Origin of the sequence: Saccharomonospora sp. NB11, from assembly GCF_015910535.1 — a bacterium.
Lineage (GTDB): Bacteria > Actinomycetota > Actinomycetes > Mycobacteriales > Pseudonocardiaceae > Saccharomonospora.
This window is the reverse complement of sequence record NZ_JACBJG010000001.1, coordinates 180,887-206,965: the sequence shown is the minus strand read 5'-3', so window position 1 is coordinate 206,965 and position 26,079 is coordinate 180,887. Positions and strand designations below refer to the sequence as shown.

The 26,079-nt window shown below is 69.5% G+C and carries 26 protein-coding genes, 1 tRNA gene and 1 pseudogene; 15 read left to right on the top strand and 13 right to left on the bottom strand.

Annotated elements, in window-relative coordinates; genetic code table 11:
• The first annotated feature begins 51 nt into the window (after positions 1-51).
• A complete protein-coding gene (locus tag JAV51_RS00955) occupies positions 52-1,374 on the top strand; it encodes an NAD(P)/FAD-dependent oxidoreductase (RefSeq protein WP_197318660.1) in 1,323 nt (440 codons plus the stop codon).
• A 28-nt stretch (positions 1,375-1,402) separates the two neighbouring features.
• A tRNA-Leu gene (locus tag JAV51_RS00950) sits at positions 1,403-1,479 on the top strand.
• A gap of 10 nt (positions 1,480-1,489) precedes the next feature.
• On the opposite strand, the gene JAV51_RS00945 is transcribed toward JAV51_RS00950, so the two are convergent.
• The 3 genes and pseudogenes from JAV51_RS00945 to JAV51_RS00935 all read right to left on the bottom strand — a co-directional run bounded on the left by JAV51_RS00945 (position 1,490) and on the right by JAV51_RS00935 (position 2,710).
• Entirely contained in the window at positions 1,490-1,714 is a 225-nt protein-coding gene (locus JAV51_RS00945) for a hypothetical protein (protein WP_197318659.1), read from the bottom strand.
• A 29-nt stretch (positions 1,715-1,743) separates the two neighbouring features.
• Positions 1,744-2,175 (bottom strand): annotated as a pseudogene (locus JAV51_RS00940) (VOC family protein).
• 46 nt (positions 2,176-2,221) lie between these two features.
• Positions 2,222-2,710, bottom strand: coding sequence for a TspO/MBR family protein (locus JAV51_RS00935; protein WP_197318658.1), 489 nt, complete (start codon positions 2,708-2,710; stop codon positions 2,222-2,224).
• Between the two features lie 241 nt (positions 2,711-2,951).
• Between JAV51_RS00935 and JAV51_RS00930 the strand changes: the two genes are divergently transcribed.
• Positions 2,952-3,767, top strand: a complete 816-nt coding sequence (locus JAV51_RS00930; protein WP_197318657.1) for a hypothetical protein — start codon at positions 2,952-2,954, stop codon at positions 3,765-3,767.
• A gap of 255 nt (positions 3,768-4,022) precedes the next feature.
• The gene (locus tag JAV51_RS00925; protein ID WP_307845702.1) at positions 4,023-4,727 is read left to right on the top strand and encodes a hypothetical protein; all 705 of its coding nucleotides are present in this window, start codon (positions 4,023-4,025) and stop codon (positions 4,725-4,727) included.
• A 68-nt stretch (positions 4,728-4,795) separates the two neighbouring features.
• Here JAV51_RS00925 and JAV51_RS00920 read toward each other — a convergent pair whose 3' ends face one another.
• The gene (locus tag JAV51_RS00920; RefSeq protein WP_197318655.1) at positions 4,796-6,190 is read right to left on the bottom strand and encodes an MFS transporter; all 1,395 of its coding nucleotides are present in this window, start codon (positions 6,188-6,190) and stop codon (positions 4,796-4,798) included.
• A gap of 546 nt (positions 6,191-6,736) precedes the next feature.
• Here JAV51_RS00920 and JAV51_RS00915 point away from each other — a divergent pair.
• Complete coding sequence (locus JAV51_RS00915) at positions 6,737-7,372, top strand: TMEM175 family protein (protein WP_197318654.1); 636 nt, start codon at positions 6,737-6,739, stop codon at positions 7,370-7,372.
• A 190-nt stretch (positions 7,373-7,562) separates the two neighbouring features.
• Here the strand turns inward: JAV51_RS00915 and JAV51_RS00910 are convergent, their stop codons facing one another.
• Positions 7,563-8,606, bottom strand: coding sequence for a 2-hydroxyacid dehydrogenase (locus JAV51_RS00910; protein ID WP_197318653.1), 1,044 nt, complete (start codon positions 8,604-8,606; stop codon positions 7,563-7,565).
• 303 nt (positions 8,607-8,909) lie between these two features.
• Here JAV51_RS00910 and JAV51_RS00905 point away from each other — a divergent pair, with 303 nt between their 5' ends.
• Both JAV51_RS00905 and ligD read left to right on the top strand, forming a co-directional pair.
• Positions 8,910-9,698, top strand: a complete 789-nt coding sequence (locus JAV51_RS00905; protein WP_197318652.1) for a DeoR/GlpR family DNA-binding transcription regulator — start codon at positions 8,910-8,912, stop codon at positions 9,696-9,698.
• Positions 9,699-9,922: 224 nt separating this feature from the next.
• Positions 9,923-10,855, top strand: a complete 933-nt coding sequence (ligD, locus tag JAV51_RS00900) for a non-homologous end-joining DNA ligase (protein ID WP_197318651.1) — start codon at positions 9,923-9,925, stop codon at positions 10,853-10,855.
• Positions 10,856-10,868: 13 nt separating this feature from the next.
• Here the strand turns inward: ligD and JAV51_RS00895 are convergent, their stop codons facing one another.
• Both JAV51_RS00895 and JAV51_RS00890 read right to left on the bottom strand, forming a co-directional pair.
• The gene (locus tag JAV51_RS00895) at positions 10,869-11,288 is read right to left on the bottom strand and encodes an ATP-binding protein (protein ID WP_197318650.1); all 420 of its coding nucleotides are present in this window, start codon (positions 11,286-11,288) and stop codon (positions 10,869-10,871) included.
• Positions 11,289-11,657 (bottom strand): STAS domain-containing protein, encoded by a 369-nt coding sequence (locus JAV51_RS00890; protein WP_197318649.1) that lies wholly within the window; start codon positions 11,655-11,657, stop codon positions 11,289-11,291.
• A gap of 151 nt (positions 11,658-11,808) precedes the next feature.
• Between JAV51_RS00890 and JAV51_RS00885 the strand changes: the two genes are divergently transcribed.
• Genes JAV51_RS00885 through JAV51_RS00865 form a run of 5 tightly spaced genes read left to right on the top strand, consistent with a single transcriptional unit; the run spans position 11,809 to position 15,831 of the window.
• Positions 11,809-12,663, top strand: coding sequence for an STAS domain-containing protein (locus JAV51_RS00885; protein ID WP_197318648.1), 855 nt, complete (start codon positions 11,809-11,811; stop codon positions 12,661-12,663).
• 6 nt (positions 12,664-12,669) lie between these two features.
• Complete coding sequence (locus JAV51_RS00880) at positions 12,670-13,032, top strand: STAS domain-containing protein (RefSeq protein WP_197318647.1); 363 nt, start codon at positions 12,670-12,672, stop codon at positions 13,030-13,032.
• Complete coding sequence (locus tag JAV51_RS00875; protein WP_197318646.1) at positions 13,029-13,451, top strand: anti-sigma regulatory factor; 423 nt, start codon at positions 13,029-13,031, stop codon at positions 13,449-13,451. The genes JAV51_RS00880 and JAV51_RS00875 overlap by 4 nt, the downstream gene beginning before the upstream one ends.
• Complete coding sequence (locus JAV51_RS00870; protein WP_197318645.1) at positions 13,448-14,461, top strand: ATP-binding protein; 1,014 nt, start codon at positions 13,448-13,450, stop codon at positions 14,459-14,461. Before JAV51_RS00875 ends, JAV51_RS00870 begins: the two co-directional genes overlap by 4 nt.
• Positions 14,458-15,831, top strand: a complete 1,374-nt coding sequence (locus JAV51_RS00865; RefSeq protein WP_197318644.1) for a PP2C family protein-serine/threonine phosphatase — start codon at positions 14,458-14,460, stop codon at positions 15,829-15,831. Before JAV51_RS00870 ends, JAV51_RS00865 begins: the two co-directional genes overlap by 4 nt.
• Positions 15,832-15,849: 18 nt before the next feature.
• Here the strand turns inward: JAV51_RS00865 and JAV51_RS00860 are convergent, their stop codons facing one another.
• A complete protein-coding gene (locus JAV51_RS00860) occupies positions 15,850-16,233 on the bottom strand; it encodes an ATP-binding protein (protein WP_197318643.1) in 384 nt (127 codons plus the stop codon).
• A 134-nt stretch (positions 16,234-16,367) separates the two neighbouring features.
• On the opposite strand from JAV51_RS00860, the gene JAV51_RS00855 reads away from it, so the two are divergent.
• Positions 16,368-17,363, top strand: coding sequence for an ABC transporter substrate-binding protein (locus tag JAV51_RS00855; RefSeq protein ID WP_197318642.1), 996 nt, complete (start codon positions 16,368-16,370; stop codon positions 17,361-17,363).
• 34 nt (positions 17,364-17,397) lie between these two features.
• Here the strand turns inward: JAV51_RS00855 and JAV51_RS00850 are convergent, their stop codons facing one another.
• From JAV51_RS00850 to JAV51_RS00840, 3 genes are all read right to left on the bottom strand, one after another.
• Positions 17,398-18,321, bottom strand: a complete 924-nt coding sequence (locus JAV51_RS00850) for a cell division protein DivIVA (protein ID WP_197318641.1) — start codon at positions 18,319-18,321, stop codon at positions 17,398-17,400.
• Positions 18,322-18,401: 80 nt separating this feature from the next.
• Positions 18,402-19,157, bottom strand: coding sequence for a class F sortase (locus JAV51_RS00845; RefSeq protein WP_197318640.1), 756 nt, complete (start codon positions 19,155-19,157; stop codon positions 18,402-18,404).
• Entirely contained in the window at positions 19,154-20,752 is a 1,599-nt protein-coding gene (locus JAV51_RS00840; RefSeq protein WP_197318639.1) for a collagen binding domain-containing protein, read from the bottom strand. Before JAV51_RS00840 ends, JAV51_RS00845 begins: the two co-directional genes overlap by 4 nt.
• Positions 20,753-21,069: 317 nt before the next feature.
• On the opposite strand from JAV51_RS00840, the gene JAV51_RS00835 reads away from it, so the two are divergent.
• Positions 21,070-21,900 carry a Bax inhibitor-1/YccA family protein gene (locus JAV51_RS00835; protein ID WP_197318638.1) on the top strand — a complete coding sequence of 277 codons (831 nt, stop codon included), beginning with the start codon at positions 21,070-21,072 and terminating at the stop codon, positions 21,898-21,900.
• A gap of 190 nt (positions 21,901-22,090) precedes the next feature.
• On the top strand, positions 22,091-22,774 hold the full coding sequence (locus JAV51_RS00830; RefSeq protein WP_307845701.1) for a hypothetical protein: 684 nt from the start codon (positions 22,091-22,093) through the stop codon (positions 22,772-22,774).
• 45 nt (positions 22,775-22,819) lie between these two features.
• Here the strand turns inward: JAV51_RS00830 and JAV51_RS00825 are convergent, their stop codons facing one another.
• Together JAV51_RS00825 and JAV51_RS00820 are read right to left on the bottom strand one after the other, a co-directional pair.
• Positions 22,820-24,040: an acetyl-CoA C-acetyltransferase gene (locus JAV51_RS00825; RefSeq protein ID WP_197318637.1), complete on the bottom strand. Its 1,221-nt coding sequence runs from the start codon at positions 24,038-24,040 to the stop codon at positions 22,820-22,822.
• A 120-nt stretch (positions 24,041-24,160) separates the two neighbouring features.
• Positions 24,161-26,002, bottom strand: a complete 1,842-nt coding sequence (locus JAV51_RS00820) for a bifunctional UDP-sugar hydrolase/5'-nucleotidase (RefSeq protein ID WP_197318636.1) — start codon at positions 26,000-26,002, stop codon at positions 24,161-24,163.
• Positions 26,003-26,079: the final 77 nt, after the last annotated feature.

Below are 26,079 nucleotides of genomic sequence, written 5' to 3'. Positions count from 1 at the left end.
GCCGGGGAGGGGTAGCTAACACCGGCCATACAGCGGTGCGACCATGGAGTCATGGCAGTCAAGTCGGAACCGACGCGGATCCTGGTCCTCGGTGGCGGATACGTCGGCTTGTACACGGCCCTCGGGCTGCAGAAGAAGCTGCGGGCCAACGAGGCTTCCGTGACCGTCGTCGACCCGCAGCCGCACATGACCTACCAGCCCTTCCTGCCGGAAGCGGCTGCCGGGTCGATCGAGCCACGTCACGTGGTCGTGCCGCTGCGCAGGGTGCTCCGGCGCTGCCACGTCCTCACCGCGCGCGTCACGTCCATCGAGCACGCCGACAAGACCGTCACGGTCGAGGCGCCCGACGGTCACATCGAGCAGCTCAACTACGACGTGCTCGTGGTCGCGCTCGGCTCCGTCGCTCGCTTGCTGCCGATTCCCGGACTTGCCGAAGAGGGCATCGCGTTCAAGACCATCGGCGAGGCCATCTACATCCGCAACCACGTCCTGACCAAGCTGGACGAGGCCGCGAGCACCCTCGACCCCGAGCTGCGCAAGCGGCTGCTCACGTTCACCGTCGTCGGCGGTGGGTTCGCGGGCATCGAGGCGCTGGCCGAGCTGGAGGACATGACCCGCGACGCCTGCCGCTACTACGAGAACATCGAGCCGGAGGACATCCGGTGGGTGCTCGTCGAGGCCGCGGGCCGCATCCTCCCCGAGGTTCGCGAGACGCTCGGCGTGTGGACCGCGGAGCAGTTGGAGAAGCGCGGCATCGAGGTCTACCTGTCGACCGCGGCGAAGTCGTTCGAGAACGGCCACGTCGTGCTCTCCGACGGCACGGAGTTCGACAGCGACACGATCATCTGGACCGCCGGTGTCAAGGCGAACCCCGTGATCGCCAACTCCGACCTGCCCCTCGACAAGCGCGGCAGGCTGCAGGCCACGGCGGCGCTGCAGGTCGTCGGTCACCCGGACGTCTGGACGGCCGGTGACGTCGCGGCGGTGCCCGACCTCTCGCGCACCGAGGCTGACCCCACGGCCACCTGCCCGCCCAACGCGCAGCACGCGGTGCGTCAGGCCCGACACCTGGCGAAGAACATCATCCGCACCCTCCGCGGCGGCACGCCGACGGACTACTACCACAAGAACCTCGGTGCGGTCGCCGGTCTCGGCCTGCACAAGGGCGTCGCCGACGCCATGAAGCTCAAGATCAAGGGCTTCCCGGCATGGCTGTTCCACCGCGCCTACCACGTCAAGGCCATGCCGACCTTCAACCGCAAGGTCCGCATCCTCCTGGACTGGGCGCTCAGTGGTGTGCTGCGGCGCGAGACCGTCTCCCTCGGGCAGATCAACAACCCGAAGGAAGAGTTCGCCAGGGCTTCTCGCTCGTAGGTCGCTACGGGGGCATAAGGTAATCCCTGCCCCCGTAGCCCAACCGGCAGAGGCGGTCGACTTAAAATCGACTCAGTGCGGGTTCGAGTCCCGTCGGGGGCACCAAAGGCGCAGGTCAGGTGTCCCGCTCGGTGGTCGTCCATTCGTACGTGGCCGGATGATCGTCGATCCTGAGTGAGTACAAAGGTTCTGCCTGCAGCACCCGCCACTCGTCGTCTTCCAGGTGCAGCGACCCGAGCGCGATGCCGGTCTCTCGGATCGTCACGACGCAGTCCGGCAGCGCCGCGGGCCAGCCGTTCACGATGTCGAAGGGCAGCACCTCGTCCGACGGCCTGGGCACGCATCCCCTCCCATCGCTGTCGACACCGATCAGTCGAGGCAGAATTCGTTGCCCTCGACGTCCTGCATCACCAGGCACGACTCGTTGACGCCGTCGGCGCGTAGGAGGCGCACGCGCTTCGCGCCGAGGGCCTCCAGTCGCGTGCACTCGGCCTCCAGCGCGGCGGTGCGTTCCTCGCCCACGAGTCCCGTGCTGAACCGCACGTCGAGATGCAGCCGGTTCTTCCCGACCTTGCTCTCGGGGACGCGCTGGAAGTACAGGCGCGGCCCGACCCCCGACGGGTCGACGCACGCACACTACGTGCCGCGCTCCTCGGCCGGTTGGGATCGCTCGTAGTCGTCCCAGGTCGTGTAGCTCTTCGGGGGCGACAGCACGTAGTGCAGTACCTCGCACCAGAACCGGGCGACACGCACGGGTTGGCCACAGTCGAAGGTGACCTGGAACTGCTTGATCGACATCACGTCACCGTAGCGTCGCGGCTCGGCGACGTGCAGCCGAGTTTCCGGCTCAGCGGCCCAGGCGACGGAGGAGGCGCGTGCGTGTCGAGTCGCGGACGGCGGCGGTGAGGGCCGTGGCGTATGCGGTCCAGGCCAGGTACGGGACGAGGAGGCGGGCCGCGGTGGGATCGCGGCGCGCGGCGGTGGCGATCTCCGCGACGATCGCGCCGTCCAGTGCTGCGATCACCGCGAGCGACAGGGGACGGTTGCGGGCGACGAAGAACGCGCTGGGCCAGGCGGCGTTGAGGGCGAGTTGACCGACGTGCAGGCCGAGTGCCGTGCGGCCGGCTCGTCGCGTCCACAAGCGATATCCCGAGACGCCGATCGCCGTGTACAGCGCGGACCAGACCGGCCCGAACACGCCCGCGGGCGGCGCCCACCGCGGCTTGTCCAGTTGACCGTAGACCTTCGGTGCCTTCGCGGAACCCCGTGCTCCCAGCGCGGCAGCCGCCAGCGCCGTGCCCGCTCCGAACATCAGTCCGCTCACTGATCGCCGCATGTCTCGACGCTACTGGCCCCGACCCGGTCCGGCAGCGCGACGACAAGGCCGCGCCGATCTGTCACAACCGGCCCGAATCGGACGCGGCGCGGGCACAATACCCAGGGTGACCGACATGGTCCGATGGCGTGTCGGTCGAGACGACGATCGTGTGCAGAGGATGTCGATGAGTTACCCGTCCCACCCAGGACCCTCGTATGGGCAGTATTCCGGCGGACCGGCCCCGCAGGGCCACCAGCCGATGCCGCCGACGAACCCCTACGGCGGCCCGCCACCCTCCGGCGGGAAGAAGACGGGGCTGTGGGTCGGCCTGGGTATCGGGGTCGTGGCGGTAGTGGCGTTCGTCGTCACGGCGTTCGTGGCGCCCGGCTTCCTCGTCGGAGACGACACCCGGGACGATCGCGCGGTCAGGACCGACACCCCTGCGGGCATGTCGCAGCCGTCCTCGCCGTCGACGGGGCTCATGACCGACCTGCCCGAGGTCGATCGGACCGAGGCCGAGGAGCTGGGCAGCAACATGGGGGAGGCGATGCGCGCCGGGCAGGCGGACGCGCTGGCCGCGTTGATCTGCGCGGACGCCTCCGAGACCGTGAAGGCCTTCGTGGCCGACTTGGAGGAACCGCAGCCCGGGACCTACGTCCACGAGGTGACGGAGGTCGACGGGGTCGCCCGCGGTTCGTTCGCGTCGAACGGCCCCGCACTGGGCAAGCCCGAGATCCAGGCCCAGGTGACGGTGGTGGCCACCCTGGTGCCGCAGAACGGCGGTTGGTGTTGGCAGGAGCTCCAGGACTCGCTGACCTACTTCGACGGGATCGCCGCAGCGTTGAACGGCGGTGAGCTGCAGACGTTGCGGGACATGAAGTGCCAGTACGACGTCGTGACGGTGGACGACCCGCTCGCCGACGCCGTCGCCGACGACTCCGAGTACGCGATGAGGTCGGTGACCCCGGGTGGGCCGACGCCGTCGGCCGAGTTCGTCGGCGGTGACAACGCACTTCGGCTCACCCTTTCCGTTCAGAAAGGGCAGTTCTGCCTGCTCAGCGCCCTCAGGGGTTGACGGCGCCGCTCGGCCTCCGTGCGCCCGAGGGCCATGGTGGTCGACCTGTTGCCTCACGTGCTCGACAACGACGACTGAAGGATTCACATGACCTATCCACCCCAGTCCGGGCCGACACCGCACGGCCACCCCGGCGGTGCGGCCCCGCAACACGGCCCGCAGTATCCGGTCGCGGGCCCGCCTGGTGCCTACAAAGCGCCACCACCGCCTCGCAAGGGGGCGACGGGGGCGTTGATCGGTGTGAGCATCGCCGTCGTGGCACTGGTGGTGTTCGCCATCACGGCGTTCGTCGCGCCGGGCTTCCTCGTCGGAGACTCCGATTCCCAGCGTGCCGCGCAGTCCCGTGCCGACGAGGATCTCACCGTTCGGGGTGTGTCGGCCCAGGACTTGGGAGACAAGGTCGCGAAAGCCCTGAAGACGGGCCAGTCGACTGCCGTGACGGCCTTGATGTGTCCGGACGCCACGGACGCGCTGAGAGCATTCGCCGAACAGTTCCAACAGCCGCAAAACGTGCACATCGATGCGCAAGGAGGGTTCCTCGGCGAGGACGAGAAAAAGGGCTTTGCGAGCGCGATGGTGTCGCTGACCGGCAGTGCAGTGGGTCGGTCCGACGTCGACGGCAAGATTCCCACGGGCTTCACGTTCGTCGAGCAGGACGATGGCTGGTGCTGGAAGGACCTTCGCGACATGGTGAGCTTTCTGGAGGACTTCCGCGACACCTTGAACGCCGGTGACCTGGGCGCTTTACATTCCATGCATTGCATGGACGGGCCGCCCGGCTTCCCGTCGGACCCGTTCGAGGACGCGATCGCTCTCGGCGTGGCCTGGACGGTGGACAACCACCGTTTCACGAGCATCGGAGGAGACGCCGACTTCGTCGGTGGTGGTGCCACGTTGAGAATCAGCTTCAGTAACTCCCGCGGGGACTTCTGTGCCATGACCGTCAGACTGAACACGTGACCGAACCGACGAGCCCGCCCTCGCCGACGACGGGTGAGGGCGGGCTCGTCCGGGTTCGCTCCCCGCGCTCAGCCGGCGACCGGGGCGGGCGGCGGCGTGGCCGGCTTGGCCGTCGGCTGCCGCGAACTCACCACACCCCGCAGCGACAGGCCGTTGGTCTCCGGCAGCATCAGCACCGGAACGGCTGCGATGGCGGCGGCGCCCATGAGGTAGAACGCGGGCCACATCGTGTTGCCGGTGCTGTCGACCAGCGAGCCGACGATGTAGGGCGCGGTGCCCGCGAAGGCCGCGGTCGACACGTTGTAGCCGATCGAAAACGCGCCGTACCGCACCCGCGTGGGGAACATCGCGGGCAGCGTGGAGGCCACCACGGCCAGGAACAGCACGAGACATCCGCCGAGCATCGCCAGGCCGCCCGCCAACAGCATGCCGTTGACGCCGTCGCCGGTCTTGCTCGCCTCCATCAGTGAGAAGGCCGGGATGGGCAGGGCGATGAACCCGGCACAGCAGGCGATGAGCAGCGGCTTGCGGCCGATCCGGTCGGACAATGCGCCGATGGGCACGATGACGATCAACATGGCCAGGATGACACCCATGATGATGAGCAGCGGGACGTTGCCTTCCAGGCCGAGCTGGTCCTTCAGATAGGTCTCGATGTAGCCGAGAAGGATCCAGTCACCGACGTTCAACAGGATCACGAGGCCGATCAGGTGCAGGATCGACTTCCAGTTCGTCGTGAGCAGTTCCCTGAGCGGCGACTTCGCCACCTTGTGCTCACCGGCGAGGTCCTTGAACAGGGGAGTGTCCTCGACCTTCGTCCGCAGCCAGAGGCCCACGAGGCCCAGCGGTCCGGCGATCAAAAACGGGATACGCCAACCCCACTGCTGCATGGCTGCGTCACCGAGGATGATCGTGCACAGCGTCACCGTGGTGGCGCCGAGGAAGAAGCCCACGAGTGTGCCGAACTCCAGCCAACTGCCGAAGAAACCGCGCCGCTTCGGTGGGGCGTACTCGGCGATGAACGTGGCCGCGCCCCCGTACTCGCCACCTGCGGAGAAGCCTTGCAGGCCGCGCAGCAGGATGACGAGGACCGCCGCCCACATGCCGATCTGGTCCCAGGTGGGGAGGAGTCCGATCGCGAAGGTCGAGCCCGACATGAGCAGCACGGTCAGGGCGAGGACCTTCTGGCGGCCCAGCTTGTCACCGAGCGGGCCGAGCACGAAGCTGCCGAAGGGCCGGATCACGAACGTCACGGCCAGCAGCGCGAAGGTCGCCAGCGCGCCCTCCGACGTGCTTCCGGCGTTGAAGAAGGTCTGCCCCAGGATCGCCGGCATGAAACCGAAGACGCCGAAGTCGTACCACTCGATGCAGTTTCCCATCGCCGAACCAGCGACGGCCTTGCGAACGGCCGTCGGTTCGGCACTGCTCTCTGTTCGCGGCTCGTGTGTGTCCGGTGCCGCCATGATGCCTCCCCGACCAGACGGTTGCCCGGACAGTCTCCGCAAAGGTGTAGTCCTTCGCCACCGGTCGTTCGTGAAATGTCCGGAATCGAGGTCGTCGTGCGGCACGGGAATCGCCGTGCTGCCTCGAACGGAGCAGTGGACGTGGCGTCGGTCTCACTACCCGCCTTCGGGTCGTTGAACTCTTCGCGTGGCCCGATCGAGTGGTGACTTTTCGTGGTTCTCGATGCGGGAAGGGTTACTGTGGTCAGTCTCACGAGGACGAAGGCGCTGGCATGGGCAGGGGGACGAAGTGCTCATTTCTCTCGCTGACGCAGGTGATTCGCAATCCTGAGTGGACTGAGTCGAGAGCGCTCGATCCGGAGCCACTGTGTCCACAGTGCCTCGTCGAGGAGAGGGATCGCGGTCGTGTGGTCGACGTCCGGTGAACGGCGAGTCGGTGCCGGAGACGTGTGAACGCGTGATGGTCGGGTAAGGAATGGCGACCACTCACCCCACGGAAGAGACGCGGAGTACTTCTTCCGTCGAGTCGATCGGCACGGTGGGAGCGTGGACGAAAGCGGTGGCGTCGAGCGAGTCGTCGCGTTGTCCGACGGCGTGTTCGCCATTGCGCTCACCCTGCTCGCGTTGCCGCTCGTGGACGCCGACATCGACGAGAACGTCGTGGCGAGCGATCTGTTCGGCCTCGCGCCGAAGCTGCTGGTGTTCGCCTTGAGTTTCGCGGTCATCGGCCGGTACTGGCGGGTGCACCACCAGGTGTTCGCCCACATCGTGCGCAGCGACGGAACGCTCGTCGTGTTGAGCCTCGTGTTCCTGTTCTGGATCGCACTCCTGCCGTTCCCGACCGCCGTGCTGGGCGAGCACGGGGACACCCCGGCCGCGGTCGTGCTCTACGCGAGCACGATCATCCTCACCGGGCTCAGTTCCACCGCGCTGTGGTGGTACGCGGCCGTGGGGCGGGCGCGGTTGCGGGCCGACACGCGCTCGTTGACGCACGAGGACCTCGACCCGGACTGGGTCCGGCGCAGCCTGGCCGGTGGGCTCGCGGTCGTGGTGGGGTTCGTCCCGTCACTGCCGCTGGCGTTCGTCGACCCCTCGTGGGCCGAGCTGTCGTGGCTGCTGGTGATGCCGGCAGGCTGGCTGCTCGACCGGATCTCGGTGCGGGGCCGCTACTTCTGGCCGTGAGTGCGCAGCCGGTCGACAGCCGCGGGGCGGAGGTAGTCGTCGTAGCGCGCTCGGGGTTTCGGTTTGTGGTTGCACCGTGACGGTGCGTGCGTCGGCGCCCCGGATGTCCTCGCCGATCGAGGTGACGTCGAGGTCGAGCAACCGGCACGGCCGTCATTAGTGCCGTGCCGATGTCGAGGCTGACGATCCGCTACCTCGTCAGAACGTCCGGGTTGGCGACGTTGGCCAGCGGCTCGCCGCGCACGTAACGGCCGACCTCGGCCGCCACGATCGACGCGGCCCGGTCGGCCGTCTGCTTGCTCGCCCCGCCCAGATGCGGCGTCGCGATGACGTTCGGCGCGTCCCGCAGTGCCCAGTCGGCGGGCGGCGGTTCGACGTCGTAGACGTCGAGGGCCAGCGCGCCCAGCCGACCGGACCACAGGGCGTCGGCGAGCGGTGCGTAGTCGAGCAGCCCACCCCGAGCGGAGTTCACCAGCACCGCGCCGTGAGGCAGCAGGGCGAGCTTCTCCGCGCTGATCAGGTGTCGGGTCTCCTCGGTCAGCCGAGCGTGCAGGCTCACCGCCGTGCTGCGCCGCAACAGGTCGTCGAGGTCCGTGAGCTGGGCCCCGACCGCCTCGACGGCCGCGCGGTCGGCGTACGGGTCGGAGACCAGCACGTGCGCGCCGAAGGCCACGAGGACCTTGGCCACCCTGGCGCCGATGGCGCCGAACCCGACCAGCCCCACGGTGGTTCCTTCGAGTTCCACTCCCGCGTTCGCGTAGGTGTAGTAGTCGCCCCGCCAGGTGCCCGACAGCAGCTCGGCGGACGAGGTGGAGATCCGCCGCATCGCCGCCAACAGCAGGCCGATCGCGAACTCCGCGGCTGCCGCCGCGTTGCGGCCCGGCGCGAACGTGACCGCCACACCTGCCTCCGTCGCCGCCGCGAGGTCGATGTTCACGGGGCCGCCGCGGCACACCGACACGAGCTTCAGCCGAGGCGCGGCCTCGAACACCTTCCGCGTGAAGGGAGCCATCTGCGTCACCGCGACCTCGGCGTCGTCGAGCGCCGCGATCACGTCCTCCTCGGTGCCGCTGGCCTCGTTCACCCCGGCCACGGGGCCGAACGGTTCGATGGGCCAGGGCAGCGACAGCTCCCGGAACTCGACCTCGGTCGTCGTGCCGGACAACTCGGCCCGCACGGCTGCCTTCAGCAGGTCATTACCGACGAACTCGTCGCCGGCGCTGAGAATCCGCATCCCGTTCCTCCTCGAACACGCCTGTCAGCAGGCAGCCTGGGTTTCGACGACCTCGCGCACCCGCGGTCACGTCGACGAGGACACCGTCCACGTCGCACACCGCCGCGGCGAGCACCATCGATCACAGCCCCTTTCACGCGATCGGTGTTAAGTTAACACCGTGCGGCGGGAAATGTAACCGCCCGATGTCGGCGGGACGCGGTGCTCGCGTGGCGGCGGCGGTGCGTGACCAGCGTGGGTGTCGTGGTCTGCGGCCTGTGGCCGGTCCGGGATTCGGCTTGCGGCGGGTGACACACTTCCACCATGAGCAGTGAGACGTCCGGGACCACGCGCAGTCGACAGGCCCGGCAGCAACTCATCGCCGACTTCGTCATCGACCACGGCACGGCGGCGCTGGCCGACCTCGTCGAGTTGACCGGCGTCAGCCACATGACGGTGCACCGGGACATCGACGACCTCGCGCGGCGCGGTGTCTTGCGCAAGTTCCGAGGCGGTGTGTCGGCTCTTCCGTCCACTGTGTTCGAGAGTAACGCGGAGTATCGGCTCGGAGCGCACGTCGAGGAGAAGGCCGCCATCGCACGCAGGGCGGTGACGCTGGTGGAGCCCGGAATGTCGATCATGCTCGACGACTCCACGACGGCGTTGGCGCTGGCCAGGCTGCTGCGAGAGCACGCGCCGCTGACGGTGGCCACGAACTACCTCCGCACTGTCGACGTGCTGAAGGACGTCGACGACATCCGGCTCATCTGCATCGGCGGCGACTACTCGCGCACGCACGACTCGTTCCTCGGTATGCCTTGTCTGGAGATGGTCGAGCGCATCACTGTCGACGTCGCCTTCGTGTCGACCTCGGCGATGAACGCCTCCATGACGTTCCACCAGGAGCCCGAGGTGGTGCTGGTCAAGCGCGCGATGCTCGCCTCGGCCGAGACGAAGGTGCTGCTGATGGATTCGAGCAAGATGCCGCGTTCGGCCCTGCACCGATTGGCGCCCGTGACGGACTACGACCGGTTGATCGTCGACGCCGGAGTGGACGAGTCGCTGGTCAAGGAGCTGCGCGAACGCATTCCTGTCGACGTGGCCCCGCTGTGACGGTGCGACTCCGTCGGATGGGCGATGCGGCGCTGTCGCGGTCGAGCGTGGCATTCGTAACACCGTTGGAGTTAAGTTAACGCCGTAGGGTGTCGTGATTGCCGATGTTGCCGAGGGCACGACGGTCACCGGCTGACCACGGCGAAGGGGGGCGTCGTGAGAGGGCCGCCTTCGGGGCAGCTCGACGACCGACGCGGGCGGCGTGCCGCGGTTACGGTGAGGTGGTGGGCACGGACGAGGCCGTCGAGCTGGATGTCGACGGACGCACGGTGCGGCTGACTCATCCCGACCGCGTGTACTTCTCGGCACGCGGCGAGACCAAACTCGACCTCGCGCGGTACTACCTCGCCGTGGGCGACGGCATCGTGCGCGCGCTGTACGAGCGGCCGTGCATGATGCACCGGTTCCCGTCCGGGGTGGACGGCGAGAAGGTGCACCAGAAGCGAGTTCCGCGGGGTGCGCCCGACTGGCTGGAGACGGTGCGGGTGTACTTCCCGCGTTACGGTCGCACGGCCGACGAGCTGTGCGTCACCGAGCTGGCGCACGTCCTGTGGGCGGTGCAGATGTCGACGGTCGAGTTCCATCCGTGGAACTCGCGTCGGGCCGACACCGAGCGTCCCGACGAGTGGCGGATCGACCTCGACCCGATGCCGGAGTGTGGTCTGGACACGGTGAAGCGGGTCGCGCACGTCGTCCACGAGGTGTTGGAGGACCTCGGCATGCGCGGATGGCCGAAGACCTCGGGCGGTCGGGGCCTGCACGTGCTCGTCCGCATCGAACCGCGTTGGGGCTTCGCCGAGGTCCGGCGGGCGGCGCACGCGTTCGCGCTGGAGGTCGCCCGGCGTGCGCCCCGCGACGTCACGACGGAGTGGTGGCGCAAGGACCGCGACCCCACCGCCGTGTTCGTGGACTTCAACCAGAACGCGCGCGACCACACCGTCGCCGCCGCCTACTCGGTGCGAGGCGTGCCCGAGGCGACGGTGTCCACCCCGCTGCGCTGGGACGAGGTCGACGACGCCGAGCCGCGTGACCTCACCCTCGCCACGGTGCCGACGCGGTTCGCCGAGCTCGGCGACCTCCATGCCGGGATCGACGACGTCGCGTACTCGTTGGACACCCTGCTCGAATGGGCCGACCGGGACGGGCTGGACGCCTGAGGCGAGTGTGTCGTCAGCCCTCGGGGTCGCCCCGCAGCGGGGCGTCGACCTCGGCCCACACGACCTTGCCCGACGCGTTCACCTCCACGCCCCAGTCGTCGGCGAACGCGTCGACGAGGAACATCCCGCGCCCGTGCTGCCGATCCGGTGACGGTGTCAGCACGAGCGGAGGTTCGATGCTGCCGTCGTGCACTTCGGTGCGCAGGACGGCCCCGTCGCGCAGCACGCGCAGTCGTTTGGGACTGCGGGAATGCAACACGGCGTTGGCGACGAGCTCCGAGACGATGAGGAGGAAGTTGTACCGCGTGTTCGGTTCGATGTCGCCGAGGACGGCGTCGGCGGCGCGCCTGGCCTGCGCCGGGATGTTCCTGTCCACGCTCAACTGCACGTCCACCAGGGGAAGGGCGTGCGGGGCACCGGCCCGACCAGCCATCTAGTCGTCCAGTTCGATGTCGAAGAGAGGAAGCAGACCGGCGATCTGCAACACGCGGTGGGCGTACTGGTCGACATGGACCAATTTGACCGTTCCACCGTGTTCGGTGACGCGGGCGTGGGCGCGCACGAGCGCGCTGATGCAGGCGGAGTCGAAGAACGACAGTCGGCTGAAGTCGACGACGAACCGGTCGGCGCCCTCGGCGAGCAGTCGGTCCAACGCGTCGTCGAGTTGGGGAGCGAGTCCGTGGTCGATCTCGCCGACGAGGGTGATGCGGCCCTCGTCGTTGCTCACCAGCTCGACATGTACCGTCGATCCTTCCGGTCGGTCTGGAGTTCGCGTCGTGGGCGGTTTGTCGCCGTCCGTCATTCTCAACCGCTCCTGTGCGCTGTCGCGGGAGGTCGCGGCAAGCCCCTACCGGGGAGTACCCAACCTGGAGGTTAGCCCTGTCGTGCCCTAAGTTTGCCAGGGAAAGCCGCATCTATCAGCTCGAATCCGACCCCGCCTGGAGCGCACCCATATGACTGACGAGACCCCGCATCGCGTACGACTTCGTGTTCTCCGCTTCCTGGAGGAACACGCGGACGACATCCAGCGGGAGTGGGTCGCGGCGCCGCTCTTCAACACGCGCAACAAGGCGGAGTCGGACGAGGAGGCGGCAGCACTGGTGAGCGGCCTCGCGAGCGTCATCGAGGCCGGTGCGGAGGAGGACCCCTCCGCCGAGGGGTTCGCGTCGGTGCGCACCGTGCTGAGTTCCCTGGCTGCCCGCTCGGCCGGTGGTCCCTCGGGCAGCAAGCGACCCGACGTGACCTCGTTGAAGCCGCCGCTGCTGCGGTTGTGGGAGCAGCAGGAGCTGACGAAGGACGAGGGGTACTACGGGGCAATCACGCTGTCGACGGCGTTGAACACCCTCCGGGTCGCGCTGCTGGAGATCGAGCTGTCGGCGGGCGCCGACACCATCCTCGCGCAGCAGGAGCAGCTCGCCGAGTTGTCCACGCCAGTGGTGAAGCTGTGGGAGGGCATTCTCGCGATCCCGCTCATCGGCACCCTCGACAGCATGCGGAGCCAGGCGGCCACGGAGAGCCTGCTCGACCAGATCGTCAAGCAGCAGGCGAAGGTGGCGATCCTCGACATCACCGGTGTGACCGCGGTCGACACGCTCGTGGCGCAGCACCTGCTCAAGACGGCGATGGCCGCGCGGCTCATGGGGGCCGAGTGCATCATCAGCGGTATTCGGCCGCAGATCGCGCAGACGATGGTGCAGTTGGGCATCGACCTGGGCGAGGTCGCGACCCGGGCGACGCTGGCCGACGCGTTCGCCTATGCGCTGCGGACCACCGGGTACCGGGTCGAGCAGCGTTCCGAGGTGAAGTGACCCCGGATGACGAACACGACTTCGATCGTCGGACTCGGTGACGTCCTGCTCGTCACCATGCAGGGCGAGCTGCGTGACGACGACGCCCTCACCCTCCAGGAGAACCTGACCACCCGGGTCGCCGACACGAGCGCCCGCGGCGTGTTGATCGACATCTCCGGCTTGGAGATCGTCGACTCCTACCTCGCGCGAACCCTGCACGACATCGCGGGCGCGTGTGCGTTGCTGGCGGCGAGAACCGTCGTGGTCGGCATGCGTCCGGAGGTGGCCATCACTCTCGTCGAGCTCGGGTTGACGCTGCCGGGGCTGGAAACCGCGTTGACGGTGGCGGGAGGACTTTCGCTCCTGGGCAGCACGGGGCCACGATGACGGACGTGTCCACCGTGCACGAGGTGCCGATCCGGGGGGAGGTCGACATCGTGCACGTGCGGCAGGCCGCGCGAGAAGTGGCGGTGTCGGTCGGTTTCTCCCTGGTGGAACAGACCAAGCTGGTGACGGCGGCGAGCGAGTTGGCGCGCAACACGCTCAAGCACGGTGGTGGCGGTGTCGCGGAGGTCGAACTGGAGCGGGGCAGCGGGCACACCGCGCTGAGACTCGTCTTCCGCGACGAGGGCCCGGGTATCGAGGACGTCGACCTGGCGCTCACCGACGGGTACAGCAGCGCGGGCGGACTGGGGCTGGGGCTCAGCGGTGCTCGGCGGCTGGCGGACGACTTCGAGCTGCGAACCGAACCCGGCCAGGGGACGACCGTCACGGTGTCGTTCCGCTCGCGAACGGGCCCGAGGTGACCGGCTCGGCGCTCGCGGTGACCGCTCCGATCCACGTGACCCAGGCGCGGCAACTCGCGGCGCGGGCGGCACGGCAGGCGGAGCTGCCGGAGAGCGTGGTGGAACGGGTGGCGTTGGCCACGGTGGAGCTGGCCACCAACCTCGTGAAGTACGCCACCAAGGGCATGATCATGATCATGCCCGGCCCGGACCGGCTCGACGTGCTGGCCACCGACCGTGGTCCCGGCATCGAACACGTGCCGGAGAGCATGCGGGACGGGTATTCGACCACCGGCACGTTGGGCATCGGTCTCGGTGGCATCCGACGGATGGCCGACGAGTTCGACATCCATTCCCGCCACGGCGAGGGCACGACGATCCTCGCCCGCTGGCACGGTCCCGCGTGGGACGTGCCGCTGGGCGCGAAGCTCGGCGTCCGGGTCGGTGCCGCGTTGTGCCCGGCACCGGGGGAGACGAGTTGCGGCGACAACTGGGTGTCCGCGCAGGCCGACGGGGTGCTCACCGTGGCGCTGAGCGACGGCCTGGGGCACGGCCCCGAGGCCGCGGCGGCGAGCCACGCGGCGATGGAGCACGTGGTGGCGAGGCCGTCCGCGTCCCCGCTGGAGCTGCTGCGGGCGATGGACGCGGACATGAACCCCCGACGGGGAGCCACGGTGGCTCTGGTGCAGTTCCACCTGGCGAACTCCACGATCTCGTTCTGCGGCGTGGGGAACACCACCGTGCGTCTCATTCGCGGTGACGGCACGCACGAAGCGCTGGTCTCGACACCGGGCATCGTGGGGCGGAGGCAGCGAAGTGGCCGACGCTCGATGCCGGTGACGCGGCCGTGGGACAGCCGCGCCGTGCTGGTGATGCACACCGACGGCGTGACGGAGCGGTGGTCGCCGGCGGAGCACGTCGACGCGCTCGACCACGATCCCGCCACCGTGGCAGGCTGGCTGCTGGGCACTTACGGCAGGCACCGGGACGACGCGTGCGTCGTCGTGGTGTCCGGAAGAGGAACCAGATGACCGACGACCTCCGAGCACGGGAACGGGAGGAGGTCGTGCGCGCCCTGAAGGAGGCGCTGTGCGACCGCAGCCTCCCGCCCGACGTGTGGCGTCGGCTGGAGTCGGAGTGGGCCGACGAGCCCGGTGACGCACTCGCGGTGGGCCTGCGTGCTCTGGCCGACGTCGTGGGCGAACGGGACCGCGACCTCCAGTGGCACCAGTCCGAGCTGGAACAGACCAACGCGGGGTTGCTCGCGCTGCACGCCGAGATCGACCGGCAGCGGCACCGCACCTCGTTCCTCGACGAGGTGTCGCGGGCCTCGGCCCGGTCGCTGGACTCGACCCACCTGCTGGAGGCGGTGGTGGAGCTGGTGGGTTCGCACGGCCTCGCCGACACCATGCGGGTGTGGACCCTCACCGAGTTCGGGTTGAGCTGTCGCGACGAGCCGGAGCGCGAGCCGGACAAGACCACCCGGAGCGCGGCCCGGACGCGGGAGCTCGCTCGGGACGGCGGCCTGCGGATCAGCGTGCCGTTGACGGCGGGTCCCCATGTACTCGGGGTGTTCGACTTCCATCGCACGACCGTGGAGTTCGGAGACGAGGACCTGTCCCTCGCGACGGGCATCGCCGACCGGGTCGCCGTGGGGCTGCGCAACGCCAACGAGTACGAGCGGGAACACGAGCTGGCCGAGCGGCTGCAACGCGCGATGCTGCCCACCCTGGCACCGCTGCGAGACCTGGGCCTGGTCGCGCGGTACCGCTCGGCCACGAGCGGGGTGCACGTCGGCGGTGACTGGTACGACGCGGTGACCCGCCGGGACGGGACCGTGATCCTCACGGTCGGCGACGTCACCGGGCACGGCGTGGACGCCGCGGTGGTGATGGGGAAGCTGCAGAACGCGCTCCGCGCCTACGCGCTGGAGGGGCACGGGCCGGCGGCGTCGCTGCGGCTGGTGCACGACCTGCTGCGGGGACTCGACACCCCGCTCTACGCCACGGCCGTGGTCGCGGAGGTGGAGCCGGACGCCGGTGTGCTGCGGTGGGCGAGTGCGGGCCATCCTCCGCCGCTGCTGCACGAGCGAGACGGTGGGGCGCGTTACCTGGAGGCCGAGCACGCTCCGATGTTGGGGATCCATCTCCCCGTCGGGCTCCGGTTCCCCCAGCACGAGCGCGAGCTGAGCCCCGGGTCGTCGGTGGCGCTGTTCACCGACGGGCTGATCGAACGCAGGACGAGCGACCTCGACGCGGGCATGGAGCGGCTGCTGGAGGCGTTCCGGACCTGCGAGGCGGACGCGCTCGACGCGAAGGCCGAACACGTGTTGCGGACGATGCTCGGCGCCACCGACCACGACGACGACGTGTGTCTGCTGCTGTGCCACTGGGAGGGCTGACACCGCACGTGGGGTCGTTCAGTGGTCGCACACGGTGAGTTCGATGACGGTGAGCGGTTCGTCCGCCGGTCCGCGCGTGTGGAAGCAACGCGCCGATCGCACCAGCGCGGTCAAAACGTGCCAGTGGAAACCCTCGTCGGGGAGGCCGGTTCCCTCGCGGCTGACGACCTCGACGCGCGCGGTGATGGTGCCGTCCCCGACGACGAAGCGGGTGCGCAACGTGGTGGGGGTGGCGGCGCGCGAGAGCAGCAGGCCACAGGCCTCGTCGACGGCGAGGCGCAGGTCGGCGATCGTGTCGAGCTGCAGGTCGAGGCGGATGGCGAGGTCGGCCGCGACATTGCGCATCACCGGCACGAGAGCAGCGTCCGCGTCGACTGCCAGATCCACGGTCCGGTTCGTCACGCTGTGACTCCCTTCCTGCCCCTTGCACGGTAGGCCGTCTCGGCGTGCCGACGAGCCGACAGACCGAGCAGGGCGCGACGGAGCCGCTGACATCACACTTCCGAGTGAAGTTAGGGTCGTCTAACCTAACTCGCATGGCTAGATCACTGTCGCGTCGCGCGTTCCTCGGCGGCGGCCTCGCTCTCGGAGCGACCGGCCTGCTCGCCGCCTGTGGTGGCGGAACGTCGAACGGTTCGGGCGGCTCCGGCGCGTGGTCGTTCACCGACGACATGGGCAACACCGTCACCCGTGACCGCCGCCCCACGCGCATCGCGGGCCTCAACGACGCCATCGCCTCGCTGTGGAACTACGGCATCGTGCCGGTGGCGTCCTTCGGTGCGACCGCGCTCGCCGACGACGTGAACTTCGAGGGCCAGGACACGTCCCAGGTCGTCGAGGTGGGCACCACCTACGGCCAGATCGACCTCGAGGCGCTCGCCACCCAGAAGCCGGACCTCATCGTCGTGCACGCCTATCCGGTGGACTCCGAGGGCACGCTGGACCCGAAGAAGCCGCTGTTCGGTTTCAACGACCTGCAGCAACAGCAGCTCGTCAACGAGATCGCCCCCGTCGTGGCCATCGCGATGGCGGGTTCGGCGACACGCGTCGTCGACCGCACCGTCGAGCTCGCCAAGGCCCTCGGGGTGACCGACGAGACGCTCGCCGAGCCGAAACGCCGGTACGAGGAGGCGCGGGAACGACTCAGCGCCGCCACGGAGAGCGGACTCAGCGCCCTGGCCATGGCCGCGTACCCGAACGACGGCGTGCACATCGCGAAAGCGAAGGACGACCCGGCGCTGCGCAGCTACACCGAACTCGGTCTGTCCTATCCGGACCCCGGTGGCGACGACTACTTCTGGCGGTCGGTGAGCTGGGAGAACATCACCGACTACCGCAGCGACGTGGTGCTGTACTCGCTGCGGGCCATGGACGGCGAGGCGATGCTGAAGCAACCCACGTTCGCGCAGCTTCCGGCGGCGAAGGCCGGACAGGTGTACCCGTGGGAGTTCAGCTCGATGGACTACGTCGCGCAGGCCCGCACGATCAACCGTCTCGCGGCCAACCTGGAGAAGTCCCGCAAGGTCACCTGAGGCGGGACGGGCACGCCCGTCCCGCCCGGACGAACTACGCCTTCGACCCGTTGGACGAGGACTTCGCCAGCGCGGCCTCTTCCTCCGGCGTGGGGACCAGGGCCGACTCGCCCTGACGCAGCACCTTGTCGGCCTCGGCGAGCCGCGCGCGCGTCTCCTCACGGATGCGCGTCAGCCGCGTCACGATGTCGTTGGCCTCGGTCGTGCGACGCTCGGCGTCGGCGGTGGCCTCGTCCACGAGGGTGCGGGCCTTGGCGGTGGCTTCCTCCACCAGCCGCTTCGCCTCGGCGTTGGCCTCCGCGATCCGCCGTTCCGCGGCGTTCTTGCTGGCCTTGGTCTGGTCGGCCACGTACTTCTGCAGCGCGCTCTTCTCCCGCGCCACCCGAGTCTGGAAGTCCTCCTCGATCCGGCGCCGCTTGCGCTCGGCCTCGTTGTCGAGCTGCTCCCGCCGCGCGGCCGCCTCGGTGGTCATCCGCTGCACCTCGGCCCTCGTGGCCGCGAGAGCCTCCTCGTGCTCGCGCTTCAGCTCCTCGGCGTGACTGTCGAGGGTCTCCAGCAGGCTCTGGTAGCGCTCGTGGAGCCGCTTCGACACGGTGCTGCTCTCGGCCCACGTCTTCTGGGCGGCGGCCTCGGCACGGGCGACGATCTCGGCCGCCTGCGTCTCGGCGATCTGGACGGTGCGCTGCATCCGCTCGTCGAGGTCCTCGATGCGCTCCGGAGGTTTCTTCAGCTCCTCCACGCGATCCCTGAGCTTGGCGATTTCGCGACGGGCACCGTCGAGCTCGCGGGCGAGGTCGTTCGCCCTCGACGCCGCGGCGTCCCGCTCGGTCATGAGCCGATGGACCTGTGCCTCCAGATGGTCGAGATACTGCACCACCTGATTGCGGTCGAAACCATGCCATGCTTGGCCGAACTCCCGCCTCAGCGGAAGCAGCCGGTGATCGTGGTCGGAAGCCATGCTCCGACCGTACCCGCGCGCGCCCGCGCGTCGGCGTCAGGCAGGCCGAGTGGGTGAGAGCCGGCCGCCGTGCGACATCGTCACACCGGCTCGGCCACCACCACGCGATTCTCGGCGTAGCCCGTCGTGCCGCCGAGCCATCGCCCGCCGCACGTCACGAGCACGAGGCGGTGCGGACCGGACTGGCCGAACAGCTCGGTGGCTCGCGCGGGCAGTTCGTCCTTGCCGAGGGTGAGTATCTGCGAGACCGCGTAGGCGAACTCGGTGCCCTCGGCGTCGGTGACGGTCACGCGCTCGCCGATGCGGACGTCCCACAGCTCGGCGAACGGTCCGGTGCGGCCCTGCCAGTTCACGTGCCCGGCGAAGACACTGGCGCCGCTGGGTGCGTCCAGTCCGGCTCCCCACCAGGTGGCCTCGTCGAGGTCGTCCGGCACCGGCAGCACCCCGTCGGCCGTGAGGTCCTTGCGTACCAGGCGTGCCGTGCCCCCGTCGGGCAACAGGACCGTGCCCGGACGTTGCCCGCTCGGGGCGGTGGCGGGCTCGTCGGTGGCGGGTGCCGCCGCGTCGGCGTCGGGCTTCTCGTCCTTGCGTGCCTCCTCGCGGTCCGGCTCCGGTTCGGAGCTGGGCTCACTCGTCGGCGTGGCCGGGACCGGTGTCTCGGTGGGGGCTCCGGGGACGGCCGTGCCCGCCACGACCGTCGGCGATCGCAACGCCAGCACGCCGCCGACCACGAGCTCCACCGCGAGGACGCTGGCCACCCCCAACAGGTAGGCCCGACGCCAGCGGCGACGGTCGTGGTCGGCAGTGCGGGCCGTCTCGTCGTCAGGTTCCGTCATCGTTGCCGCAGAATGCGCTTCCGAGCGAGCCAACCGGCGAGCGCGGCGACCGCCAACGCGAGCCCGCCCAGGGTGAGCAGGGCGCTGACCGGCGCACCCGAGGTGGTCGCAGCCTGCGCCACCGTGCGTTCCGCACCCGCGGGAATGGTGCGCGGTACCTCGTCGGCGACGTTCGTGATCCGCAGTTCGAGCGTCTCGCCCGGGTTCAGCTCACCGCACGCCGTCGGTGGGTCGTCCGGGTCGAAGGCGTCGGCGTAGCCGTTCGGCGGCGACACCTCGATCAGACACACGGTCTGCGGCGTGCGCAGGTTCTCGACGGTGACGACCCCGTCGGCGCCCTCGGTGGTCACGACCAACGGCTTCCCGTCCTCGCCCACGAGTTCCGTGCCGTCGGCGGCCAGAGCCGGAGAGGTTCGGTCCTCGCCGGTGATCCGCAGCGGAACCCCGGCGATGCCCTCGCCGGTGGCCTCGTCCACCTTCGTCACCTTCACGATCCCGGGCGTCGGCACCGCGCTCGTGGCCGCCTCGGCGGTCAGGGTCTGCTCGCCACCGGTCGACACCACGCGCTGGGTGTCGGCGGTGACGGGGTCGCGGACGTAGGGCCGCTCGGCGGGAGCGCTGAGCGTGGCGACGATGCCCGGCTGCTCGCCCGTGGGGCTCGCGCTGATGCGCGCGGTGCCGTTCTCGTCGGTGGTCACCGTGAGCTGCTGCTGCGCCGGGGAGGTCTCGTCGGAGTCGTCGGCGTTCTCGTCGTTTCCGTCGGTCACCCCCGCTTCGGCCTCGTCGGCGCCGGTCGCCGCGGCTCCGGCCGCGTCGGTGTCGGCCTGGTCGGTGGCGGCGCTGGGAACGGTGTCGGCATCGGCCTCGGTGTCGCTGTCGGAACGGTCCTCGACGCCGAGGTCGCCTGCCGGGGCGAGGTCGGTCAGCGTCAGCTGCACCTCCACACCCGGGATGCCCTTGCCCTCGGGACCGGTGACCGTCACGGACCACTCGGCCGGGGTGTCGAGGTACTGCTCGCCTTCGGGGGCGGTGGCCGTCACGGTCCACGGGCCGCGGTTGGCCTCGGCGTCGGCCCGCAGGCGTTCCACGGCCTGCTGCGCGGAGGCCGGCAGCTTCGCGTAGTGGCCCTCGACGTCGTAGCCGATCTTCGTGAACGGCTTGGCCGGGTCGAGGTCGGCCTTGCTCCGGGGCGCGGCCGTCCAGGAGTGCAGGAGGTGGGCCAGCGCGGCGGCCTCGTCGGCGTCCCGGGTGTCGCCGTAACGCAGCAACAGGTACGAGATGTTGGCGGCGACGTCGTCGGGCAGCGGGTCGCCCCACTTGGTCAGCAGCTCGTCGCCCGGTTCGTACCGCTCTTTGCTGTCGGGTGCCTTCAGCGCGAACGACACGCAGAACACGTGCTCGCCGTTCACGACGTAGGAGCCGAGCCAGTCGTAGGCGCGGTCCCGGCCGCCCCAGGACTGTCCCGGTTCGGTCCGGTGCCCGATGCCTTCCTCGACCGCCGCGGAGGCCGACGGGGCGACCACGACGACCGACAAGGCACTGAGCAGGGCGACGAGAACGAGGCGGAGCGCCTGCGTGGGACGTCTTCGAGTCACGGGTGGAAACCCCCAAGGTCAGTGAGATACCGATCACGCCGACGCGTGGGAGGGCAGCCGCGTCGGCCCGGTGCTGCACTCGCGTCGTGAGAATGGCGTGTCGCCCGTCACCAGGGCAAGCGGCCAGCCGGTGGACGTGCGGGGGCCGTTTCGGGAAGGATGCGGACGACATGCCCACGACGGGACGTCGTGACGGCCGGTTCGCCTACCGTGGGCGTTCGGACAGGTAAAGTTGCCTTTACCTACAGTGCAGGGAACCAATCGGCGCACGCGGTCGTTGACATCCGTGCAGGTGCCGAAAGATCCAGGAGGATCAGGTGCGAACTTCCAGCAACCCCGCCTTCCGCAACCTGCCCAGGGGTGCGGCGGGCGCTCCGTACGCGGGCTTCCAGCCCCCCGGCGCTCCGGCCGGCTACGGAACCCCGGCAGGGTACGGCGCTCCGCAGGCGCCTTCGGGCGAAGCCAGCCGCCCCATGACGGTCGACGACGTGGTCATGAAGACCGGCATCTCGCTGGGCGTGACACTGGTCGTCGGTGTCCTCACGGCGATCTGGGCCCAGTCGCAGGCCGCCGCGGGCTCGATGGGCGCCATCACCGGCGCCATGATCGGCGGGATGCTCGTCGGTCTGGTGCTGTCTCTGGTCATCATCTTCAAGCAGATGGCCAGCGCGCCGATGACGCTCGCCTACGCCGCCGCCGAAGGTGTCTTCCTGGGCGCCATCACCGGCGTCTTCGAGATGATCTACGAGGGCATCGCGCTGCAGGCGATCCTCGGCACCGCCGCGGTGTTCGTGGTGATGCTCGTGGTCTACAAGACCGGCGCCGTCAAGGTGACGCCCAAGTTCCGCAAGTGGATGATCGGCGCCCTCGGTGGGGTCGCGATCGTCATGCTGGTGAACCTCGTGCTGAGCCTGTTCGGCGTCAACACGGGTCTGCGGGACGGCAGCACGCTGGCCATCGTGTTCAGCCTCGTGGTGATCGGGATCGCGGCGTTCAGCTTCCTGCTCGACTTCGACATGGCCGACGAGGCGATCCGTCAGGGCGTCCCGGCCAAGTTCGCGTGGTTCGTCGCGTTCGGTCTGCTGGTCACTCTCGTGTGGCTGTACCTGGAGATCCTGCGACTGCTGTCGTATCTGCAGCAGGACTGACGGTCCTCGCGACACATCGTCGAAAGGGGCGTCCGGCCGAGTGGCCGGGCGTCCCTTTTTTCGTTCGTGACCGTTTCATCTCGGTTCGACCCATCGGTGAGGAGTGAGGTCGCCGACGTTCTACGCTGATCCTCGCGAACCTTCGCCGGTGTCGGGCGAGGTCCGCCCGTCGAACGTCTGGGGAGGTCGCGTGACTTCGTCTCCCGCCGCCGGGTCCGGCGGCCCTGATTCCGGTCTGCCGTCGCACGGCTCGTTCGGACAGTCGTACGTGCCACCCGCCTACGGCCAGCTCCCGACCGGCCCTCCGCCGCCACCGCCTCCTCCCACCCCACCGAGGCAGTCCAAGGTCGGAATCGTCGTCGCCGTCGTCGTGGTGCTGGTGACGGCCGTCGCGGGTCTCGTGCTCGTGCTTGTCACGAAGCAGCAGACCGTGGAGCGCCCGAACGTCACCGATGTCGCCGTGGGCGCCTGTGTGGCCGTCGACGCCCTGGGGCGGTCGAAAGACGCGTCGGTGGCGAGAGCCGCGGACTGTTCGGATGCCGACGCGCTGTGGCGCGTGGCCGCCAATCTCGACAGCACGTCTGCTCCCTGCCCGGACGGCGACTACGACGAGTACCACTTCGCGGCGGGCAACAAGCTCTGCCTCACGCTCAACGTGAAGGCCGGGGACTGTCTCGCCCATCTCGACACGGGTCTCGCGGACATCGAGAAGGTGAACTGCGCCGAACCGAGCGCGGAGGTGGCCGTGGTGGCGGTGCGGGACGGGGTCACCGACGCCGTCGCCGTGTGCGAGGACGTGCCTGACGCCGCCGGAGGGGTGTTCTACTCCGAGCCCGCTCGGGTGCTGTGCCTCGGTTACCCGAGGTCGGTGTGAGTCGAGGCGGTGCGTGGCCGCGGCGCACGCACCGCCTCGGTCGGCTCAGCTCAGCCGTTCGATCACCATGGCCATGCCCTGGCCGCCGCCCACGCACATCGTTTCGAGTCCGAACTGCTTGTCGTGGTGCTGCAACGAGTTGATCAGCGTCGTGGTGATCCGCGCGCCGGTCATGCCGAACGGGTGACCGACGGCGATCGCGCCACCGTTGACGTTGAGCTTGTCGAGGTCGATGCCCAGGTCGCGGTAGGAGGGGATGACCTGCGCGGCGAACGCCTCGTTGATCTCGACGAGGTCGATGTCGTCGATGGTCAGGCCCGCGTTGGCGAGGGCACGCTTGGACGCCTCCACCGGCCCGAGCCCCATGATCTCCGGGGACAGCCCGGACACGCCGGTGGACACGATGCGCGCCAGCGGCGTGATACCGAGTTCCTTCGCCTTGGTGTCGCTCATGATCACCAGGGCGGCGGCGCCGTCGTTCAGCGGGCACGCGTTGCCCGCCGTGATCCGGCCGTCGGGGCGGAACACCGGCTTGAGGGCCTCGACGCCCTCCATCGTGACGCCGGGGCGCGGGCTGTCGTCGGCCGACACGACCGTGCCGTCCGGCAGGGTCACCGGCGTGATCTCCTTGGCCCAGAAACCGTCGGCGAGGGCCTTCTCCGCGAGGTTCTGCGAGCGCACGGCGAACTCGTCCATCTCGCGGCGGGTGATTCCCTTGTGCAGTGCGAGGTTCTCGGCGGTCTGCCCCATGGGGATGTAGATGTCGGGCAGCAGCCCGTCGGCGCGCGGGTCGGTCCACTCGTCCGCCCCCGACTCGGCGGCCTGCGCGGTGCGGGCCTCGGCGTCGGCGAACAGCGGGTTGTGCGTGTCGGGCCACGAGTCGGACGTGCCCTTGGCGGCGCGTGACACGGTCTCGACGCCGGCCGAGATGAACACGTCACCCTCGCCGGCCTTGATGGCGTGCAGCGCCATGCGCGTGGTCTGCAAGCTGGACGAGCAGTAGCGGGTGATGGTGCAGCCGGGCAGGTGGTCGTAACCGAGCTGGACGGCCACGACGCGGCCCATGTTGAAACCCTGCTCGCCGCCGGGCAGGCCGCAGCCGAGCATGAGGTCGTCGATGTCGTGGGGGTCGAGCTGGGGAACCTTGTCCAGTGCCGCGCGCACCATCTGCGCGGTGAGGTCGTCGGGACGCATGTCCACGAGGGAGCCCTTGCGGGCCCTGCCGATGGGCGAGCGGGCGGCGGACACGATGACGGCTTCGGGCATCGAACACTCCTTCGGGTCGACTAAGCGCGTGCTTAGTTCCATCCTGCCCGCCTGGCCCGGGATTGCAAAGAAGTGCGCCGGACACCACACCACGTCGCGGCGGGTGTCCGGCGCACGATGTCACAGGGAGGTGATCCGTCCCTCGCCGCCCTCGGGGTAGTCGGCCGCGGTCACCGTGCCGCCCAGCCCCTCGGAGAGGAAGCCCTGCACGGCGAGCTGGTGAGTCAGACCGACACTCGTGAACGGCAGGTCGGCGAACGGGTAGCCGTCCCCGCCTCGGGCGGAGAAGTCGTTGGTCGCCACCGACACCGGCGGCCCCTCCACGACGACCCCGTCGGCCACCAGGACCGTCCCGTCGGCCAGCACCACGTCGCGCACCCGCTCACCGGGGGTCACGATCACGTTGGTGCCTTCCTCGATCTCCTGCGCCTGCCGGGCCGGGTCGTAGGTGAACGTCAGACCCGCCACCTGCATGAACGCGCCGGAGGCGTCGGGGGCGGCGGCGACGCCGCGTTCGAGGAGCTGGCGCAGCACGTCCCTCGGGACCTCCGGGACCACGGCGACGAAGTTCGCGAACGGCGCGACCTCGTAGGTGTTCAGCGCGGTCACCTCACCGGCGGGCAGCACCGAGTCGTTACGGATGCCGCCGCCGTTCTGGATGGCGACCTGTGGGGTGGGAACGTCGTACTCCTCGGCCTGCTGTCGGCCCGCCCACAGGATGCTGTCGGCGACGAGGTTGCCGAGGTTGGTCTCGCGACTGCGGACGTCGTTGCGCACGCCGTTGAGCGGCACCTCGCTGGTGGCCACGACCTCCTCGGCCAGCGAGGCCACGTGCTCGGCCACGGGCTTCTCGACCTCGGCACGCACGATCGGGTCGCCGTGGACGGCGTCCGGCCCGACCCCGGAGACCCGCGCCGGTCCGGTCTGCTTCTCGTCGACGTCGAGGACCCTGCCCCAGCGGTCGAAGTTCAAAACGAGCCTGCCGACGTACTTGTAGTCGCCCGTCACGGCGATGACGGGCACGGTCCGCCCGTCGGCGTCCTCGGCCTCCAGCGGGAAGCCGCGCTCGGGCACGTCGCCCGGGATCAGCCGGTCGTCCTCGTTGGCGAGGATCTCGCCGCCGCCCGCGCCGAGCACCGCGTCCACGCCTCGGAGCTGCGGGACGAGGGCCAGCTCGTTGTCGATGTCCTGGAGGTGGCTGACCAGCACGACCTTGTCGATGCCGCGACGGGCGAAGTCGTCGGCCAGCGCGTTGGTGATCTCGGCCAGCTCCGGCTTCACCTCGACGTCGCGGGGGCTCGACAGCGTGGGCAGCTCCGGCGTCGTCAGCCCGATGATGCCGATGCGCTCGCCCGCCGTGCGGAACACCCGGCTCGTGGCGAGGGTGCCGTCCTCGGTGTGGGCGGCCAACGCGGGTTCGCCGGAGACGTCGAGGTTGGCGCTGACGAACGCCACCTCGTCGCCCGCCGTGTCGAGGAACCGGGCGAGCTCGTCCGGGCCGAAGTCGAAGTCGTGGTTACCGATGATGCTGACGTCGAAACCGATGTGCTTCAGCGCGAGCGCGTCGTAGAAGGGGGCGTCCTCGACGGTGCTCGCGGAGTACTCGGGCCCGGGGAGGAAGTTGTCGCCACCGGAGATGACGATCTCGCCTCGGTGTCCGGCCTGGCCGGGCGCGGGCTTGCCGCGGGTCGCCTCGGCACGCAGCTTGTCGATCAGCGTGGCCATGCGGGACGGGCTGCCGTAGGGGTGGGTGCCGCCGTCGACGATCGGCCCCTCGTCGGTGCCGTCCTCCTGTTCGCCGCCCGGCACGCCGAGCAGGGCGGATTCCATGTCGCTGCTGAACAGCACGGTCAGGGTGAAGTCGACGCGGTCAGAGCCGGCGGCCGATGCGGGGAGTGTCGCCGTGCCCAGCAGCGTCGCCGCGGCCAGCGCGCACAGCGCGGCCTTGCGGGGTGTTCTCACGTGGGCTCCTCGGATGCTCGCGAACGCGATGTCGCGCCAGAGCTAACCACACGAGTCCTATTCGGACAATGGCCTGG